This is a genomic window from Gilliamella sp. X-60, assembly GCF_057063585.1.
Map to the genome: position 1 here is coordinate 116,789 of NZ_JBXSQJ010000003.1, position 18,972 is coordinate 135,760.

The 18,972-nt window shown below is 36.8% G+C and carries 15 protein-coding genes, 4 tRNA genes and 1 pseudogene; 6 read left to right on the plus strand and 14 right to left on the minus strand.

The features are described from left to right. Positions 1–521 precede the first annotated feature (521 nt). Both ACYIAM_RS02720 and citG read left to right on the plus strand, forming a co-directional pair. Positions 522–2,066: pseudogene (locus tag ACYIAM_RS02720) on the plus strand (DNA translocase FtsK); the annotation flags it as partial. A 101-nt stretch (positions 2,067–2,167) separates the two neighbouring features. Continuing rightward, positions 2,168–3,061 carry a triphosphoribosyl-dephospho-CoA synthase CitG gene (citG, locus tag ACYIAM_RS02725; RefSeq protein WP_483747153.1) on the plus strand — a complete coding sequence of 298 codons (894 nt, stop codon included), beginning with the start codon at positions 2,168–2,170 and terminating at the stop codon, positions 3,059–3,061. Between the two features lie 141 nt (positions 3,062–3,202). Here the strand turns inward: citG and ACYIAM_RS02730 are convergent, their stop codons facing one another. The 8 genes from ACYIAM_RS02730 to ACYIAM_RS02765 form a co-directional block, all read right to left on the minus strand. Continuing rightward, the gene (locus ACYIAM_RS02730; RefSeq protein WP_483747154.1) at positions 3,203–4,345 is read right to left on the minus strand and encodes an AAA family ATPase; all 1,143 of its coding nucleotides are present in this window, start codon (positions 4,343–4,345) and stop codon (positions 3,203–3,205) included. Further along, on the minus strand, positions 4,342–5,205 hold the full coding sequence (locus ACYIAM_RS02735) for an RNA ligase family protein (RefSeq protein ID WP_483747155.1): 864 nt from the start codon (positions 5,203–5,205) through the stop codon (positions 4,342–4,344). Before ACYIAM_RS02735 ends, ACYIAM_RS02730 begins: the two co-directional genes overlap by 4 nt. A gap of 808 nt (positions 5,206–6,013) precedes the next feature. Then, positions 6,014–6,940: a hypothetical protein gene (locus ACYIAM_RS02740; RefSeq protein ID WP_483747156.1), complete on the minus strand. Its 927-nt coding sequence runs from the start codon at positions 6,938–6,940 to the stop codon at positions 6,014–6,016. Positions 6,941–7,975: 1,035 nt separating this feature from the next. Then, positions 7,976–9,478 carry a hypothetical protein gene (locus ACYIAM_RS02745; RefSeq protein WP_483747157.1) on the minus strand — a complete coding sequence of 501 codons (1,503 nt, stop codon included), beginning with the start codon at positions 9,476–9,478 and terminating at the stop codon, positions 7,976–7,978. Positions 9,479–9,819: 341 nt separating this feature from the next. Beyond that, a tRNA-Gly gene (locus ACYIAM_RS02750) sits at positions 9,820–9,895 on the minus strand. 71 nt (positions 9,896–9,966) lie between these two features. Beyond that, positions 9,967–10,224, minus strand: a complete 258-nt coding sequence (locus ACYIAM_RS02755; protein WP_174795892.1) for a DUF1145 domain-containing protein — start codon at positions 10,222–10,224, stop codon at positions 9,967–9,969. Next, positions 10,224–10,787, minus strand: a complete 564-nt coding sequence (gene rsmD, locus ACYIAM_RS02760; protein WP_483747158.1) for a 16S rRNA (guanine(966)-N(2))-methyltransferase RsmD — start codon at positions 10,785–10,787, stop codon at positions 10,224–10,226. The genes ACYIAM_RS02755 and rsmD overlap by 1 nt, the downstream gene beginning before the upstream one ends. Positions 10,788–10,801: 14 nt before the next feature. Then, a complete protein-coding gene (locus tag ACYIAM_RS02765; protein ID WP_446718867.1) occupies positions 10,802–13,333 on the minus strand; it encodes a PBP1A family penicillin-binding protein in 2,532 nt (843 codons plus the stop codon). Between the two features lie 255 nt (positions 13,334–13,588). On the opposite strand from ACYIAM_RS02765, the gene ACYIAM_RS02770 reads away from it, so the two are divergent. After that, positions 13,589–13,993 carry a protein YgfX gene (locus ACYIAM_RS02770; protein ID WP_483747159.1) on the plus strand — a complete coding sequence of 135 codons (405 nt, stop codon included), beginning with the start codon at positions 13,589–13,591 and terminating at the stop codon, positions 13,991–13,993. A gap of 46 nt (positions 13,994–14,039) precedes the next feature. On the opposite strand, the gene tusA is transcribed toward ACYIAM_RS02770, so the two are convergent. The 6 genes from tusA to ACYIAM_RS02800 all read right to left on the minus strand — a co-directional run bounded on the left by tusA (position 14,040) and on the right by ACYIAM_RS02800 (position 18,331). Beyond that, the gene (gene tusA / locus ACYIAM_RS02775; RefSeq protein WP_174795889.1) at positions 14,040–14,276 is read right to left on the minus strand and encodes a sulfurtransferase TusA; all 237 of its coding nucleotides are present in this window, start codon (positions 14,274–14,276) and stop codon (positions 14,040–14,042) included. 19 nt (positions 14,277–14,295) lie between these two features. After that, a complete protein-coding gene (locus ACYIAM_RS02780) occupies positions 14,296–15,102 on the minus strand; it encodes a Cof-type HAD-IIB family hydrolase (protein WP_065638731.1) in 807 nt (268 codons plus the stop codon). Positions 15,103–15,222: 120 nt separating this feature from the next. After that, complete coding sequence (locus ACYIAM_RS02785) at positions 15,223–16,560, minus strand: secretin N-terminal domain-containing protein (RefSeq protein WP_483747160.1); 1,338 nt, start codon at positions 16,558–16,560, stop codon at positions 15,223–15,225. Then, a complete protein-coding gene (locus ACYIAM_RS02790; protein ID WP_174795887.1) occupies positions 16,553–16,858 on the minus strand; it encodes a hypothetical protein in 306 nt (101 codons plus the stop codon). The genes ACYIAM_RS02785 and ACYIAM_RS02790 overlap by 8 nt, the downstream gene beginning before the upstream one ends. A 62-nt stretch (positions 16,859–16,920) precedes the next feature. After that, on the minus strand, positions 16,921–17,394 hold the full coding sequence (locus tag ACYIAM_RS02795; RefSeq protein WP_483747161.1) for a hypothetical protein: 474 nt from the start codon (positions 17,392–17,394) through the stop codon (positions 16,921–16,923). Next, positions 17,384–18,331 carry a PilN domain-containing protein gene (locus ACYIAM_RS02800; RefSeq protein WP_483747162.1) on the minus strand — a complete coding sequence of 316 codons (948 nt, stop codon included), beginning with the start codon at positions 18,329–18,331 and terminating at the stop codon, positions 17,384–17,386. Before ACYIAM_RS02800 ends, ACYIAM_RS02795 begins: the two co-directional genes overlap by 11 nt. A 203-nt stretch (positions 18,332–18,534) precedes the next feature. On the opposite strand from ACYIAM_RS02800, the gene ACYIAM_RS02805 reads away from it, so the two are divergent. The 3 genes from ACYIAM_RS02805 (at position 18,535) to ACYIAM_RS02815 (ending at position 18,805) form a co-directional block, all read left to right on the plus strand. Next, a tRNA-Val gene (locus ACYIAM_RS02805) sits at positions 18,535–18,610 on the plus strand. A gap of 34 nt (positions 18,611–18,644) precedes the next feature. After that, positions 18,645–18,720, plus strand: a tRNA-Val gene (locus tag ACYIAM_RS02810). A 9-nt stretch (positions 18,721–18,729) separates the two neighbouring features. Then, a tRNA-Lys gene (locus ACYIAM_RS02815) sits at positions 18,730–18,805 on the plus strand. Positions 18,806–18,972 lie beyond the last annotated feature (167 nt).

The window sequence follows — 18,972 nt, forward strand, 5'->3', positions numbered from 1 at the left end:
AGGAAATTTTATCTCGCCTTGAATCGATTATTCAAAACATAAATGCGGACAAAGCCACACCAGATCAAGAACAAGCATTGTCTTCATCAATGGAGCAAATAAAACAGGTAATACAAACGCAAAAATCAGCAGAAAAATTATCATTTGGAGAGCCAGATAAATACACTATTTCTGATGCGCCAAGTAAACCCTTGTTTACTTTGGTACATAACGAGCCTGAAATTAAATTTACTCATGAACAAACATCCTTGGAACCAGCTATAGATGTTGCAAAAATTGAAATAATTGAATCTAAGCAGCCATTTATCCAAGAGCCTGAGATTATTACAGATACAGAAAACCTAGCTAACATTGCAAACATAGCTGATACAGAAACTGAAACCGAAGTAAAAGTAGCAGATGTAGAACAGCTAGAATATATTGATACCGAAGCGCTAAAAAAGGCCAATCCAATCATTGACGATATCTACCCAGAAGAAGATCGCGTTGAAGATATTCAAAATTATTCCAATGAAAGCGACGAAGAAAGCTTAATTCATCCATTATTACGACGTAATGATAAACCATTACCTAAACCAACTACACCTTTGCCGTCGCTAAACTTGCTAACCGCACCACCGACAGCGCGAATCGAAGTCGATCACGCCGCTTTAAATGCCATGTCTGAACTAATTGAAAAAAGTTTGTCGGATTACCGGGTTAAAGCTAAAGTGGTTGATTATTTGCCGGGGCCAGTAATTACTCGTTTTGAAATTGAACTGGCACCAGGTATCAAAGCGGCACGAATTTCAACGCTAGACCGTGATTTAGCGCGTTCACTATCCATGCCATCAGTACGTGTGGTCGAAGTCATTCCAGGTAAGCCTTATGTTGGCATTGAATTACCCAATAAAAATCGCCAAACGGTCTATTTTAGAGAAGTCTTAGATAGTCCACAGTTTAAAGAAGCTCAATCACCACTAACGATAGTATTAGGGAAAGATATCGCTGGACAATCGGTGGTTGCTGATTTGGCAAAGATGCCACATCTATTAGTTGCTGGTACGACAGGTTCAGGTAAATCTGTCGGCGTTAATGCAATGATTTTAAGTATTTTATATAAATCGCAACCTGAAGATGTCAGGTTTATTATGATTGACCCGAAAATGCTTGAGTTATCTATTTATGAAGGGATCCCACACTTATTAACCCAAGTAGTAACCGATATGAAAGATGCTGCCAATGCGCTTAATTGGTGTGTTAACGAAATGGAACGACGCTATCGACTCATGTCGGCGTTAGGGGTTCGTAATATTGCCGGTTATAACGAAAAAATCAAACTGGCAGAACAAATGGGCAGGCCTATTCCCGATCCACTTTGGAAACCAACAGACAGCATGGATCTTAACATGCCGACACTAGAAAAATTACCGTACATTGTGGTTATGGTTGATGAGTTTGCTGACCTTATTATGGCCGTTGGTAAAAAAGTAGAAGAGTTAATTGCACGGCTTGCGCAAAAAGCACGAGCGGCTGGTATTCACTTGGTATTAGCAACCCAACGCCCATCGGTTGATGTTATTACCGGCTTAATCAAAGCGAATATTCCAACACGCATTGCCTTTACAGTATCAAGTAAAATTGACTCGCGTACCATTTTAGATCAAATGGGCGCTGAATCACTACTTGGTATGGGGGATATGCTTTATTTAGCCCCTAATAGTTCCATTCCAATTCGCGTTCACGGTGCCTTTGTCCGTGATGAAGAAGTGCACGCCGTTGTACAAGATTGGAAAGCACGTGGCACACCAAAATATATCGAAAATGTCACTGTAGCAACCGACGAAAGTGAAAACGGTAACGCAGATATGTTAAGTGAAGAGCTCGATCCATTATTTGATCAAGTTGTAGCTTTTGTTGTTGAAACACGAAGAGCGTCAATTTCTAGCGTACAACGCAAATTTAGAATTGGTTATAACCGAGCTGCCCGCATTGTGGAACAGATGGAAACAGAAGGCATCATTAGCGCCCCAAGCCACAACGGTAATCGGGAAGTACTTGCGGTATCAACGCATAGTGATTATTAATCCTTATAATAAACCAAGCCATTTAAAACAATGGATTGGTTTATTACGCCATTACAGCGCACAACAGAATAACTATCATCCCCAATAGGTAACAAATAATAATGAACGATTATTATCAGCAAATAGCATTATTAGAGCTAAAACTCAATAACGACTCCAATCGATGCTTACCTGCACAATTAGCAACCCAAGCATTAATTAAAGAAATTTGCCTATCACCTAAGCCGGGATTAGTTGACATGAATAACAGTGGTGCCCACCGTGACATGGATTTTCAAACCTTTGTCCACAGCATCAGTGCCATTAGCAACTGGTTTGAACGTTTTTATCAATATGGCAAAGCATCCGCTTTACACGATAACAATCTATTTTTAGCAGGAATCAGACCGATTGGTATTGAGTGTGAACAAGCCATGTTCCAAGCCACCAATCAAGTTAATACCCATAAAGGAGGGATATTTGCCTTTGGTTTACTGCTTGGCGCGATTGGCAAATTAGAACAAATAGGCTTACCAATCAACGCACAAAGTATTTGCGATACAGTTTCATCCATTTGCCAAGGCATTGTTCAAAGTGAACTAAAACAAAATAATCAAACCAATTCTGTAGGCGAAAGGTTATTTAAACGCCACAACCTTACTGGTGCAAGAGGAGAAGCAGAATCTGGCTACGCAACAGTTCGAAATATTTCACTACCTATCTATCAAGAAATGCAAAACAGTGGCTATGATGAAGAAACTTGCTTATTACAGGCGATGTTATATTTACTTGCTTTTAATCAAGATACTAATCTGGTTTCACGAGGTGGCCTTGATGGCTTGGCTTTTGTGCAAGAACAAGCGAAAAAACTCATCAAACAAGGTGGCATAATCAATCCCAAAGTACGGGAAAATTTGTATCAACTTGATACCGAATTAATAAAACGCAATTTAAGCCCCGGTGGTTCGGCCGATTTAATTGCGATCACTTGGTTTTTGTCTCAATATAATAAATAAGATAAACCAATAAAAAAATCGCCTTTATGGATATCGAAAAGTCATAAACATAATTAGAATTGAATAGTTAATGTAGCTATTCGACAAATCAGGGGCTTTGATATCAAGCCCCAATTTAATATTAACAAAGATGACTAACAATTATTGATTGATTAAATAGATCACCTTATGGGCATCAGTCGGTAATGGAACTTCCCATTTACTTAATAACCGCTGAATCGTTTTATTTGGCAAGGTAGTATCGCGTGCTGAATTACGACGATACAACTCCTTTTCAGGTTGCTCAAGATAAACAATTTCCACATCCGCATGATAAGCATAAAGCAAATCGAGTGCTTTTTGACGCATCTCCTGCGATAAGTGGGTCGCATTCCAAATAAAAGATTGCTTAGTTCTTAACCACTGCTTTACCTTTGCTAAAACAAATTGTATGACTAAGCCTTCATTTTCACCATGCTTTAGCTTTAATTCAGCTCTAGCATCATCATAAGAAGCAATCGGCCATGTTGGATAATGCTTATTTACCCAACTATTTTTACCGGATGCAGGTAACCCAGCTAGCATAATCACCTTAGATCCTACTTGGGGATATAACGCATAATCGGGTAATACATTACTACCTCGAAAATATTGAACCCGAGTATAATCATCAACAAATTGGCGAGGGTGATATAAACACCCCTCTTCAAGCGCCAATTGCTTAAAGAGTTCAACTTCATCAAGCGCTCGGCGTTTATCAGCACAAATACGACCTTCCATATCGGCTTTAGCTTGCAGACATAACATCCAAATAGGCAGTTGCCACGATAAGCGGTGAATTAAATATTCGGGTGATTTATTTCTTCCGCCATCACTTAAAGCAAAAAAAGGCACTTGATGTACACTAATGATTCGGCAGATTTGTTCCCGCAAATCAAATGGCACCCCCATTCGCCATAATAATATACGACTACGAATTTCGCCTTTTTTGGAATGCCTTGGTTGTGTGATTTTACCTGTCAACTCATCTATGACGGTGGTTTCTGGCTTCGCAATATCATGCAATAAAGCAGTCATAAATAATACAAACTGCTCATCTTCTGTTGCATTGGTAAACTCTTCTTGCGTTAATAATGCACGCACAACCATTTGCGTATGCACCCAAACATTCCCCTCACCATGATGCAAAGGATCTTGTGGCGTTATTATCAAACTATTCAATTCAGGAATACAGGTTAACCATGGGCTAAAATCATCAGTTGCCAACGTACTTGCTATTTGTTGTTTTAGTACTTGGTAATTCATAATTTACCTCCGTTTAGGCATCCATTATTCCAATTCACTGTTAATTGAGGTGTATATAACTCAACATTTTGAGCTAATTGGTTTGGAATAAAAGGCTGTTCACTATGATGTTGCCCTGCATCTAAAATCGCCTGAACAAAATCATGTCTCACCCATTTTAAGCGATCAATGGTTTGTTCCTCCGATTCGATTTTAAGATATAACCCTTCCATCAAGTCAGAGTTATCGCATTGTTGCCAAGCTTTGCTTAAGTCAAGCTTTTCACGCATCACGATTTGTTCAAAGCAAGTACGCCAATTAGCGGTTTTAGCCAAAGATGGTCTGACTAACGCCAATAAATCGCTCAATTTAGAAGGTGCAATCCCTGCAAATAGCACAGGTACCGATAAAACAGGACCACCAGCTAATAATTGATGTCGCTTTAGGGTAGATAAAAAACAGTTTTGTTGTCTATCCCAAATATCAAACTCACAAAAATAGTGCGGTAAAGCATCATAAAAAATAGCATGTTTTTTGTGTAACCATTCACCATAAAGGATATAGCGATCTTCTAAACGCTCAAGTAACCAATATTCATGCACGCAAGCCCAGTGCTTTAAAAGGTTAAATTGGCGTTCTCGTGAACCACCTATTAAGTAATGTCCTCGAGATTGAAGCAACAGCTCACCACTAGCTGAAAAACTAATAGCACAGTTTGCTCCATCAAGTTTTTCTTCAATAACGATATATTGACCAGCTAATTGCTTATAAGGATGTTGTCCATGTTCACTATCACCAACCTGTAGGCGTGAGCTTTCTAGGTGCGGTGTTCGTGGATATTTAATTAATTCTAAATTTTGAATATAAGATTCCATTGTCATAATGTTTTCTCCAAAAAAATAAGGGAAAACCGACAAGGCAAAAATCTATAGATTGAATTGCAACGAAGGGGCTTAGATAATACTAAGCAAAAGACAATATGATAGAAGATACCAAGTCGGCATTAAGATAAAGTGTTAACTACAGGCATTTTGCCACCTCGCTATAACAAAAAATTCAGGTTAAAAAAACGGCGCTATTATCAACAGTTGCTCATGCTTTGTCAAGTTTAATTATAATAAATAATCATTTATGGAAATAACTAATTATAAATTATTTGTTTTTGCAAAAAATACAAATAAAATCAACACTCTAACTGACTATTTTTGGCTACAGCCCTTTATCAGCTCTGGGCTCATTCTAATGCCAGATTAATGACTATATCCACCTTTAGGTATTGTGAAAAATTAGAATGTTTTTCTATAAAACAGTTTAGATATTTAATTGATTTTATTAAATTTTTATTGATTGTTTTTAATATAATCAAATACTTATAGTCCGTTTTTTTGGGGATTTTGTATTTAAGTAAAGTCTATGTGGATGAGGTTAAGTTTCGGACGTTTTAACCTTTGGGAAAATAAATAACGCTAGAGTAAACATCAGAAACATTACCGAACAAAATACCTTTAAAACTTACCCTTTTAATGCCAACCATGCCTATGCGTAGTCGGTCGGGAGCGTTTTTTGACTTTCAGTCATTAACACAGTCATACCTGCTCAGCGTCCAACTGAGCGGGGGCTGGGTTCTTTGTTAGATTGCCTCTATTTGCACCAGAAGTGCCCCCGCGCCCTAAGGATTAACGCTAAAATCTAAGGTGTGGTGCAAACTGCAGAATAGCCGTTGGGGGTGATGGCAAGGCCAACGTTGCCGTAGCGCGGGAAAGCAGCAAACTGATAGCCACCTGACGCGTCACTCAGCCAGTAGCCATCGAGGTGAAATCCCGTATCAGCGTACTTGTACATAGGGCCCCACTCAGTGAAAAATCCAGCTCCTATTCGACGTTGGAAATGCCAAGCACCTGACGACGGCGTAGCGCCATCTATGCCATTTACGCAAGGGAATTCACCAAGTATATTCGTACCACACTTCGCATTGGTTAAATCACTTACCCTCGGCATACGATAACCCAAACTATTACACCATGTTAACTGATCACTATAAGATTCATATAGACGCTCCCGATTGACGAACCACTGCTTTAACACAAATCCATATTTTACTACCTCACCGCCATATATATCTCTACCCACTAACTCAAACTTCTGCGGTAACCATGGCTTAGCTATTCGGCTAGGATTAGAATTGTACCATTGATTACTTGCCTCTGGACCTGTTAGCTTAACACGAGCTACAACTTGTCCCTTATCCTCATCAGGAATCCACTTATCATTAGCTACAACATTTGTCACTGTCGCAGTGATTCCCTCATGCGTGACTGGTTCCCATGTCAATTCTTCTATATCTCCAGTTATGAGTAAATCAAAATATAAATTATGCGCACCCGTGGTCGGGAAATTTAGGTTGTATGATTCAGGATTGGTTGATTGAACTAAGAAGCCTTTACTAGGATTCCATATGTCAACTGGGCCTGCATATTTGCCGTTACCCAAATATACAGTCGGCCTTACATAATCAATAACTGCAACTACCGTTGAAGGTAAAATTATCGCATCACTACGATTATCCGCTCGAGCTATTTTACCATTCAATGCCTGTAAATTCGATGAAGATGACAATAATAACAGTGCTAATACTAGCAAAGGTGATTTAGGTGATTTAGGTGATTTAGGTGATTTAGGTGATTTAGGTGATTTGAGCGATAATTTCGAAGATATAAATAAGTTTTGTGTAAAAACTCGTCGAATAGGATTATTTGATAAATTTAAGACATAGGTTTGCCAGTGCTGGTGTCTGGTGTCTAAAATGATAATGCATTATGGTTTACCCGTCAAGTAATATTTTGTTTTATTTATGTTTTTTATGATTATTCGCTTGTTTAATAAGCTTGTTGTACTATAGCGATAAAAGTATAACCGCTTAAAAAATATCTGGCTAGTTTTTAAGCGCATTTTTTGTAAAGAAATGTGAAGATGGAAACGATTCAACTTTAAAGCGATGGTAATTTTTTAATTAAAATATAGTATTAAGTTTCGTGCCTTTTAACCTTTGGTGGAATTATTAATATCGGTGATAACGTTGAGCCAAACATCCCTGTTTGACACGCTAGCCTATCTCCGTTGCTGTCACATTCTGACGCCAGATTAATGACTGTATTGACTTTTGAATGTTGTGAAATATAGGTGTATTTTTATCTGCAAAATTGCCGAGATAGAAAATTGATTTTATTAAACTTTTTACTTAATGTTTTTTAATAAAATCAATTGTTTGTGGGGTAATTTTGGAGTTGTATGTTTTGATTAAAGGCTTTTTGATGCGGTTAGGTCTTTATACTCCTACTTTGGTTTGTTCCGGACAAACATAACCACACCAAATATTCATGTTTGACTTGCTCACTTGCCTAAGTTGTCAGCACTTGGTAAGGTATGGAAAAATATCATCGCAAAGCTACCCTATAACTACCTTATTTTACTAAAAAACAAAAAAATAAAATCAATGTTATACCCAATCTGTTTTTATAGAAAAAATATCAATCTCCATAACACCCAAAGGTTAATATAGCTTACTTTTTACGCGGAAAATCGACATCTCCCGCTAGGACTACATCCTTTAATTGTGCCCTTTCGCCAAGGATTAAAAACTAAAAATAAAAACTAAGGCGTGGTGCAAAACCCTGAGTAATGGTAACTTGGATTATAGCTGCCCACACCACCGCCCATTAACCCCACATAGAACTGAAGGTTTCCCGTTGTATCACTTGTCCAGTACCAGAGGGTGAAATCTATATCCGCGTAATCTAATATTTCACCCCACTCCGTTAAAAATCCAGCACCCATTTGACGCTGATAAAAATTATCACTAGCTGATGGTGTAGCCCCGACAGCATCTTGACAATAGTTGCCAACGTTCACATCAGAACAAACTGCGTTAGTCAGGTCCTTGACTTGTGCGAGACGATAACCTAAACTACGACACCATGCTACTTGATTAGATGCTGTATCGCTTTTATCCCCTCGGTTGATGAACCACTTCCGTAATACAAATCCATATTTTACAACTGCATTACCATCACTATCTCTACCTACTAATTCAAATGTCTGTGGTAAATTGGGCTTGCTAATTCGACTAGGATTGACATTATCCTTTTGTGCTCTTGCTTCTGGACCAGTTAAAGTGACTCGTGTTACTACTTCTGGATAGTTAGGAATCCAATTATCGTTAGCTGTTGTCCTTGTTACTGTGGCGGTTATTCCCTCATGCGTGACGGGTTCCCAAGTCAATTGATTTGTATCAACGCCCCTTATGTCTAAATCAAAATATAAGCCATCAGCTCCCGTGGTCGGGAAGTTACTGCCGTATAATGTGGGATTGGTTGATTGCGGGATAAAACCTTTATCTGAATCCCATATGGAGTCAGGCCCTTTAAAGCCGCCTGTGCCATATCGTAGATTCGGCCTAGCATAGCAGACTGTAGGCGGTAAATTTGGATTGATGTAATACGTTACCGTGCCATAGTCAAAAATACTGTGACTTGGTACACCGTATTGCGTGCTTAAACGGCCCGGTATGTTGTTTAACTCCATTTTATAAGGCGCTTTGCAAATATCTAAAGCATCACTGCGGTTAATTTCTCGGTTATTTTTATCAGTAATCCTAATTGATAAACTACCTGTTGCGATTACCCCTTTTGTGCCCAATCCATCACCATCATCATCACCCCAATAGTGATAATGTGTTACTAAGTCACTTAACAATATGAAATTTGTTGATACTGGTATCATCATATCAATATCAGCAAGAGTATCTCCTGCATTGGGTAAGTTGATTGGGTTCGTGGGGGTTGAGGGATTGTTTGATGGTGTGATTTGAGTACCATCCGATAACCAGATACTAAGTAAATCTTCTGTTGTTGTCACTTTGGTTTTACCACTATCAAACGTAAAATACGGTGCTGTACCTTGAATTGTATCGGTGGTTTTGGCGGACAATGCCTGTAAGTCCAATGAATATGGCAATAACAATAACGGTGCCAACTGCGCTATGAATTTTAATAATAATTTCGATGATAAAAATGAGGTGAGTACGCCCCTCCGGCTAACTTGTTTATTTGGTAAATTTTGGACATAGGGCAGTTGGTGTTTAACCTGTCTCTCCATAACATTTCACCTATCAATTATTTCTCTGTTTTATTTATCTTTTTTACAATTACTCGCTTTTAAAATAAGCTGAATCAATTTTTCCTTTTTGTGAGTATAGCGTTTTAAAAAAAATTGACCATCATTTTGATTAAAAAAATTTACTAAGATTGCTTATGAACAACTTTGAAGAATGCTATTTTTTAGCAAACAGCCGGAAATTATTGTTAAAAAATTTCAGGGAACTATGCGTTTTAGGATAAAAATTAATTTGGATTCGTCTATTTTTAATTATTTGAGAAAATAATATTGGGATTCTATTTCACTTTTTTGAAAGTTCTAGTAATTTACAGAGACTATATTGGAGCGGGAAACGAGGTTCGAACTCGCGACCCCGACCTTGGCAAGGTCGTGCTCTACCAACTGAGCTATTCCCGCTTATTGAGGCACTTCGAAAGAAGTGGTGAGCATTATACAAAAATTTTTGTATCTAGCAACCATTTTTATTGTTATTTTTTATCTTTCCAACTAAGTGATTCAAAAACACCAAATAAGAACAAACGTAAGACTTTAAATTTGTCTTGTTGTTTTTCTTGATTTGTCATGGTTGAGTGTAACATCCACGCTTGTAAACCATGGATAACCGTAAACGCAATTAAACCGATATTAGCCACTACATTGGCAGGGTGTGGATAAGGATAGATAAGGTTAAATACTAAAAATAACCATACCAATGAATACAAGACTTTTCCTATAAATATGAACATTAATTGCCTTCTCGTATAAATAGATAACTGTGAACTTGTCCGGCTGTTTTTTCGCGATGTAAATGCCAGTGAGTTGGAATATAAGTTGTTAGATTATGACCTATTTCTGTTTCAATATAAATATAAGCTGACGGTTTTAGCCAGTTATTATTCTCAAGCTCGCTAACCGTTTTTGCCACCAATGCATGATGGAATGGTGGGTCGATAAATACAATATCAAATTGTTTTATAGCAGGCTTGTTTAGCCATTGTAGAGTATCGGTATGATAAATGTCGATTGTATCGCTAGCAATAAGCTGTTTGTTTTTGTTGAGTAGTTGCACAACTTGTTTATCTTTTTCAAGTAAGGTAACACTTTGGGCTCCTCTTGATGCTGCTTCAAAACCTAACGAACCACTTCCTGAAAAACAGTCTAAACAATTGCTATCGTGTATAACTGGCATTAACCAGTTATACAGAGTTTCTTTGATACGATCTGTGGTTGGGCGCAACCCTTGTTTGTCAAGTACCGACAATTTACGCCCACGCCATTTTCCACCAATAATTCTTATTGAACCATTCATCTCAAATCCTTATATCAGAATAGCTCAGAAGTATTACCTTCTGAATCTGTTACCTTTGTGCCCACTTCTTGGGTTGCATAAGTCGTTGGCTCGGTACCTTTTATAAAGTACTCTGACATAGTTCTAGAGCCAGATTGAGGTAATAACCCCGTTTTTTGATCGATAGTCACAGAAATCACATTTTCAGGTTTGACATCTTCTATTACCGGTACATCTTTTAGGGCAACTTTCATATAATCAACCCACACTGGATTTGCAGTTACCGCCCCTGCTTCGGCTCGGAAAGTTCGACCTAAATCACGACGGTGATCGTCAAATCCCATCCACACAGTTGTGACAATATTGCCACCAAATCCAGAAAACCAAACGTCTTTAGATGAGTTAGTAGTCCCTGTTTTTCCACCGACATCTTTTCTACCCAACGCTTTTACGCGCCATGCCGTACCCTGCCAATCTGAACCACCAAAAACAATTGAACGAAGACCATCTTTCATAATAAATGCAATGCCACTATTTACCGTATGCGGTGCATATTTTGGTGTGACATCAATTGTTTTATTATCAATATTTATATCAGGTAACACGATATCATCATCAGATTTAAGGTTGGCTTGTTCAGGTTCTTCATTATCTGATTCATTTGATTCATTTTCAACATTATCAAGTGATACCGGTGTTGAGCCAACAATGACATCATCGTCAACACAATTGTGACAAGCAATCATCGGTTGATGTTGATAAATGGTACCAGTACCACTATTGTATTCTATCTTTTCAATTAAGTATGGTGTAATTAAATAACCTCCGTTAGTGATAACAGAATACGCTCTTGCCACTTGCAGGGGAGTAAACGAAGCCGAACCTAACGCTAACGATTCGTTATGTGAAATATTCTCTTTTGGGAATCCAAAACGTTCTAAATAATCTGCCGCATAATCTATACCAACGGCACGCAAAGCCCTTACCATCATTACATTTTTAGACATTCCTAACCCGATTCTTAAGCGTAGTGGTCCTGCATAGGTTGGTGGTGAGTTTTTAGGGCGCCATGTTGCACTCCCTGTAGAACGGACAATGGGTGCATCATTGAGCAGTGTTGCCATCGTTAAACCGTGTTCTAAGGTTGAAGTATAAATAAATGGTTTAATATTTGAACCTAATTGCCGCAGTGCTTGCGTTGCTCGGTTAAATTTACTCAAATTAAAATCATAACCGCCTACAATTGCTTTGATTGCCCCATTGTCTGAATCAAGTGATACCAGTGCGGCATTGACAGCTGGAATTTGTGCTAATTCCCAATTATCGCCCGTTTTTTTAACCCAAATAAGTTGTCCTGATTTAAGAGTATCAGATACTTTTTTAGGAAACGCACCTTGTCTTGTATCACTAATAAATGGACGAGCCCATTTCATGTTTGGGTATGTAATAGTAATACTGCTTTTATCAGATAATACCGCTGTTGCTTCTTTATCTGCTGAGGTCATAACAACAGCTGGACACATGCCGTTATAACACATATATTTATCAATGGTTTGCTTGATTTGCTCAAGATCCCATGGGGTTTCATTCGGTTGCCATAATACTTTTTCAGCGCCACGATAACCATGTCTGATATCATAATCAATAATATGTTTTTGCACCGTTTCTGTTGCAGCTATTTGATCTGTTTTCGAAATAGTTGTATAAACTTTATAGCCATCTGTATAGGCATTTTCGCCAAATTTATCGTACATAAATTGACGTGCCATTTCCGCTACATAAGGCGCTGAAAACTCGATTTGTGGTGAATGATAGCTGGCGCTAAGCGGCTTTTTAATCGCTTCATTATATTCAGCTTGAGTGATATAGGATTGATCTAACATACGTCCTAATACCCAATTACGTCTAGTTAATGCACGATCTGGATGAGAAATTGGATTGTAAGCTGATGGTGCATTTGGTAAACCGGCTAATAAAGCGGCTTCATCAATGGTTAACTGATCGGGAGTTTTACCAAAAAAAGTATAAGATGCAGCGGCAACGCCGTATGCTCTAGAACCGAAGTTAATCATGTTAAGATACAATGCCATGATTTCTTCTTTCGATAGTTCTTTTTCCATACGAATAGCCAAAATAATTTCTTTGGCTTTACGCGATATGCTTTTTTCAGGTGTTAAGAAAAAGTTCTTAGCGACTTGTTGAGTGATGGTACTACCACCTTGAGAAAATCCTTTATGTTTTAAACCGATATACATTGCCCGAACAATACCAATAGGGTCAATGCCAAAATGTTCATGAAAACGAGCATCTTCTGTTGCAATGACGGCATTAACAACCATTGGTGGAATTTCGTCATATTTCAATGGGGTTCGACGCCGTTCACCAAAAATAGCAATTAACTCACCATCTTTACTTAATACTTGCATTGGCGTCTGTAATCGAACATCTTTTAATGTAGTAACATCTGGTAGATCTTTAGAATAATGAGCATAACCAGCAATGCCAATAATTAAGCCACAAAGAAATAAACCAATGAGTAATTTTAGAAGAATTTTTAACACTCTAATTAATATCACAAATTTTTCCTATCTAAATTTTAAGGCAAAAATAATGGCTTCAGAGTTCTCTCTGCGCCAAATTTAGTTAACCTATCTTTTGGTAAGGACTTCACATAAACATTAAAGGAAAATGCTAATGATTGATCTCTTATCCATTAAATCACACCCAAATTGTGTGTATTATCTCCCATATTTAACTTTATTTTAAGCAATTTTTAACAAAATCATAAAATAATTATATTTTCACTAATTAGAGTAAGCATTATGTGGAGCATAAAACTCAGCATATCAAAGCTACAATTACTGATTTCAACCCTTTTTTATTCCGTGCTCATGATGCTTTGTTTAGTCATGTTTGCTAACACATCTTTAAATTCTTATACCTTTATTATTATAATATTATTAATAATAGAATGGTGGCGTAGTATCTGTTATTTCAAAACCATTAAAAACGAATTTGCGCTATTTCACTATATCAATCAAATATATTGGTACAAAAAACGCTGGTACTTAATGTATAAACCGCTGATATTTCGTTATGTTATTATCTTGAATTTAAAATCTCGACATGACGGTAAACGCTGTACGCTTTTGTTAATGGTTGATAATCTGCAACCTAATGACTGGCGAACATTACGTTTTTACTTAAAACAAATTGAATTCACTTAACGCAAACACCTACTTTCTTGAAAATTTTGCCAAAAAAGTGGTTAAACTAATGCGATTTTTTAATCCAATACTGATAGGGTTGGGATTCTATTTGCGATGACAGTAATTCGTGATCCATATGGCGGCAAAAGCTAGGGACATCGCGAGTTGTAGCAAAATCATCAGCAATGACATAAAGAACTTGCCCTATGGCAAGTTCTCGAATGGCTTTTCTTATTAGCATAATCGGTTCAGGGCAACGCAATCCAAGCGTATTGAGTTCTTTGTCGATAATTATATTCATTTTTAGATATATTTGATAATTATAAAAATAGTTTACTTAAGTAATGAGGCACGGCGTCTTGTGCATTTGAGCCGATTACCTCTAATTCGGGTAACAATTCCTTTAACTCTGAGCTACCGTTTTGCATTATACAGCCTTTACCAGCCACTTTTAGCATTTCGTAGTCATTCATGCCATCACCAAAAGCAATACTCTCTTTTAAACTGTAACCTAATTTTTCAACCACTTTTTTTAATGCACTTCCTTTAGACACATTTTCGGCCATCACTTCTAGGCAATTTAAAGTAGAAAAAGCAACGCTAATTTTATTGCCAAATTTTGCATCAAGTCGATTTTTTAGCTGAACCAAATGTGGATAAAGTGCATTATCCGTGGTAGTAAAATAAATTTTAGCAATATCGTTAGTATCGAAATCAAGTGGATTAAATAATTGATAAGTAAACTGCGTGTCTCGATAAAATTCTAATGAATATGTATCTTCTTTATTAATTAACCACTCATCACCACGATATAAATGAGTATAAACTAAAGGATCTTCCATACTCATTTTAGCTATTTCGCTCGCAAGTGATGGTTCAATACTTTGGCTAAAAACTAAATGGCCTTGGCTATCATGTACTCTTGCGCCATTTGACGTTATCATAAAAGCATCAATTTCCATATTTTCTCGCATTTGAGCGACATCAATGTGGTGTCTACCAGTTGCAAAAACAAAATGGATGCCCTTGTTACGAAGCGCTTGAAGAACTTGTTTCGTGTAAGGCGATAAGCTATGTTCAGGAGTTAATAAAGTACCGTCTAAATCAGAAGCAACAACATGCATAATATTCTCTACTTTTATAATAAATGGTAATAATGACGACTAAAATAATATACTTTAAAACAAGCATTACTTATCAAAGCAAAGGCTAAAACAAGCTAAGATATGATACAACTCTGTTGACATTTACTCAACCAATTGTGGCGTAATAAAAATAACTAACTCACGTTTTTGTTGTTTTTTGCTGTTGTGTTTAAATAAATTTCCAATAATTGGCACGTCGCCTGCACTAGGAACTTTTCGTTGACCGTTGGTGGTAACTTGTTGAAATATGCCCCCTAATACTACTGTCTCGCCATTTTTTATTTGGACTTGTGTTTTGATTTCTTGCGTATCAATTGCTAGCGCTTCACCGCCATCGCTACGTTTTATTGAACGGCCAGCCGTATTTTGCGTAATGTGTAAATCTAAAATCATCTGATTATCAGATAATATTTTAGGTGTAACTTCTAATCCCAACACGGCGGGTTTAAATTCAATAGATGTGGCGCCATTACCACCACTCGCAACCTCGTAAGGGATTTCAGTACCTTGTTTTATCGAAGCCATATTTTGATTAGCTGTGAGTAAATTCGGGCTAGCAATAATTTCGAGCTGATTTTCAGATTCAAGCGCAGATAACTCTAAATTGAGTAAACTACCTGATAGTTTAGCCAAATTAAAACCAACAGTTGTAGTCGGATGACTAGTACCAAGCCCTATATCAAATTTATCTAATAATTGCGATGATTTTCCTGAATATCCCCATTTAATCCCCAACTCAGACATACTTTCATCACTCATGGTAACAATGTGCGCTGAAATATGCACTTGAGGCATAGGTTTATCAAGTGTTTTAACTAATCTTTCGATATGAGTAAATTGTTTAGGTAAATCGGTAATGATCAGTGAATTTGTCCGTTTATCAAGCGCAACTTTACCTCGTTCTGATAATAATCCTTGTTGTTGAATTGTTTCGATTAAGGTCGTGGGATCGGCATGATTAACAGCTATAGATACCGAATTAAGCGGTTGCTTTAGCTCTTTTTCTTTTTGTTCTAATTGTTGTTTATATAATAAAACTTCAGGATCTATCGCTTTAGAAACGAACAAAATATTATCGTCAATTTCCGCTTGTAAATTTGCTGAGTCTAATATGATCTTTAGCGCTTTGTGCCAATCAACATTGTTAAGCTTGATAGTTTGTTTTATTGACAAATCGTCTGACATAACTAAATTCATCTGCTGACTATCGGCTAATGCTTGTAAGATAATTGCAATATCCGTTTGATAAAATGTCATTGAGATATTTTTTTGCTGTTCGACATTTGAAGATTGATTTATATTGGCATAAGCAGCATTTATACCAATTGTTATGAATACAAAAACTATCGGGACAAACAAACTTATTTTGGCACTAATTAATCTGCCAATATTTTGATTGAGCCATTGATACGCTTGATTTGTGGAATTTTTATTATTCATTTAACGACATTGTCCATGACACAGTATTATGGCAATAATCAGGTAAATCGGCTTGCCACATAATTTTATCATTTAGTAAAGATTGCACAGACCAAGGAAACAAAACATTTGGCACTGTATTATCGGTTATTGCTAGCCACTGATTATCTGATGCTAACCAAATTTGCTGATACTGTTGATCAATTTGTTTCATAAGCCCCTTAAAATGCCAAACTTGAATTTGTTCAAGCAGTAACGCTGTCTGCTCACTACAAGAAACTGAATAATTTTGTTGAAAAGGATCTCGATCTAAAAGCATACTAGCCTTTAGCTCAAAACAGATAACACACAATAACCCGAGGTACTTATATATACAGCGTATCACTCTATGCCCTTTTTAAACAATAAAGTAAACATAATCTGTAACTGCTGTTCTTGTTTGCTGATTTTTAGATTTTGAAAATCAAGAAAATAAAAATCATTTGTCAATGATGAAATTAAATTAATAAAATCGCCAAATTGCCCCTCTAACTCGATATCCAAATTAACCATATTATCCGTTTGATAATGTTTAAAGGAACGTAATGCAAGATGATTTTTCTCGAAAACCTGTGCCAGCTCTTTTTCTGATATCACGCTGTATAAAGTATTTTTACTTGCCTGATAACGATTTACTTTTGCCTGTAGCAGTTTAGTTTCAGTAATTTTTTGCTGATATAATTTAGCCTTTAGCATAGCTTGTTGCTGGATATCTTTAATAAAAAGGAGATAAACGATAGCAAAAAACGCCAAGCAACATAAAATACAAACCCCATATTGTTGCCAAATTGGACGATAAAAAAAATCACTGTTCATTAAGTTTTATTTCCATTTCAAAAAATAGATGATTTTTATTGGTTGAGATAGTTTTTACTTGGCTATGACTTATATTTTTTAGCATTGACAAACTTTGATTAAAATTAGTCAGCTCAACATAACTAAAACTTTGCCCCTCGATCCTTACTTTTTGTGGTTCATAATAAAAAGATTCAAGCCAAATTACGGAAGGCAACTGCTTTGAAAGCAGTATTAAAGATTGCTGAATTTGTTTTTGGCTTAACGATGGATTTGGCAAATAATTAGATAATTCTTCGGTTAGCGCTTGTGCTATCTCTTGCTGGTGTAACAATTTTTTATCATAATTTTGTCGATCATTTCGTGCTTGTATCCACAAATAACAAAGTACACAACTGATTATGCCAATAAAACCGACAATCGCACCGATCATTTGTCGTTGATGCTTAGTGTGTTTTTCTTGCCGCCAAGGTAAAAAGTTAACTTTAGTATTTTCAAATAGACAACCTGCAAATGTTAACAGTAGTGCATACTTTTTAAAAAGATTAATCCAATTTTCAATATAATGGCGTTCAACTATTATTACCGTAACTTGTTTTGTTTGCTCATTTAAAACAAAATCAAAAAACACACTTTTAGCTGGCAATTGAAATAATTTATAAACGTTTGCTTCAATATACAAAATCAATTCACTGACATTTAGCTTTACATCGGGCAAGGTTAGTTGTTGCACTTGAATCAAATTGCTATCCAAATTAAGCTCAAACTCAGCACGCCCAGAAATTTTTTTTCTTAACTCATCAATAAAAACATCAACATCACTGACATTTTGGTAATTGAATGTTATTAAAGCTTTGCTAGCTGTTAATGTGTGTTCTTGCTTAGCTGTACTTACTATCTTATAACGTAAAATTGCTGGTTCCACATACATAATGACGCGTTCTTTATTAAAGATCATGATGGAATATCTTCTTGTTTCTGATAACAACATCATGTCATCATAATCACCCTATTCTAAATAAAAATAGACAAAAGTTATTTTTGAGAACTAACATCCAAAAAATGTTTAAAATTAAATCGAACGAGGTGATTTTTAGAGAAATTTAAAAAAAAAGGTTGACTGAAATAAGACGTGCCTTATAATGCACATCCACACGGTAAGGGTGATTAGCTCAGTTGGGAGAGCACCTCCCTTACAAGGAGGGGGTCACTGGTTCGAACCCGGTATCACCCACCAATCTTTACCGTGACGTTTCAGCAATGAAACAGTGGGGTGATTAGCTCAGTTGGGAGAGCACCTCCCTTACAAGGAGGGGGTCACTGGTTCGAACCCGGTATCACCCACCATCTCTAAATGGGTCGTTAGCTCAGTCGGTAGAGCAGCGGACTTTTAATCCGTTGGTCGAGCGTTCGAATCGCTCACGACCCACCATTTTAATAGTATCTACACTCAATCAATAAACATTACCTAATCTAAACAAAGAAAAGCAACGAGAATGCCAGCATTCGATAAATTTGTCTGGAACTAATTTGAACAACGCGTAGTGTTGGCCCTGAAAGGATGAGGTATGCGATGTGCCGGATAATCAAGCTCACAAC

Coding starts and splice junctions, on each gene's coding strand:
- citG (WP_483747153.1), top strand. CDS start 2,168: ATGAACGATTATTATCAGCAAATAGCATTATTAGAGCTAAAACTCAAT.
- ACYIAM_RS02745 (WP_483747157.1), bottom strand. CDS start 9,478: ATGGAGAGACAGGTTAAACACCAACTGCCCTATGTCCAAAATTTACCA.
- tusA (WP_174795889.1), bottom strand. CDS start 14,276: ATGAATATAATTATCGACAAAGAACTCAATACGCTTGGATTGCGTTGC.
- ACYIAM_RS02735 (WP_483747155.1), bottom strand. CDS start 5,205: ATGACAATGGAATCTTATATTCAAAATTTAGAATTAATTAAATATCCA.
- ACYIAM_RS02770 (WP_483747159.1), top strand. CDS start 13,589: ATGTGGAGCATAAAACTCAGCATATCAAAGCTACAATTACTGATTTCA.
- ACYIAM_RS02800 (WP_483747162.1), bottom strand. CDS start 18,331: ATGATCTTTAATAAAGAACGCGTCATTATGTATGTGGAACCAGCAATT.
- rsmD (WP_483747158.1), bottom strand. CDS start 10,787: ATGAATGGTTCAATAAGAATTATTGGTGGAAAATGGCGTGGGCGTAAA.
- ACYIAM_RS02730 (WP_483747154.1), bottom strand. CDS start 4,345: ATGAATTACCAAGTACTAAAACAACAAATAGCAAGTACGTTGGCAACT.
- ACYIAM_RS02795 (WP_483747161.1), bottom strand. CDS start 17,394: ATGAACAGTGATTTTTTTTATCGTCCAATTTGGCAACAATATGGGGTT.
- ACYIAM_RS02790 (WP_174795887.1), bottom strand. CDS start 16,858: ATGCTTTTAGATCGAGATCCTTTTCAACAAAATTATTCAGTTTCTTGT.
- ACYIAM_RS02755 (WP_174795892.1), bottom strand. CDS start 10,224: ATGTTCATATTTATAGGAAAAGTCTTGTATTCATTGGTATGGTTATTT.
- ACYIAM_RS02785 (WP_483747160.1), bottom strand. CDS start 16,560: ATGAATAATAAAAATTCCACAAATCAAGCGTATCAATGGCTCAATCAA.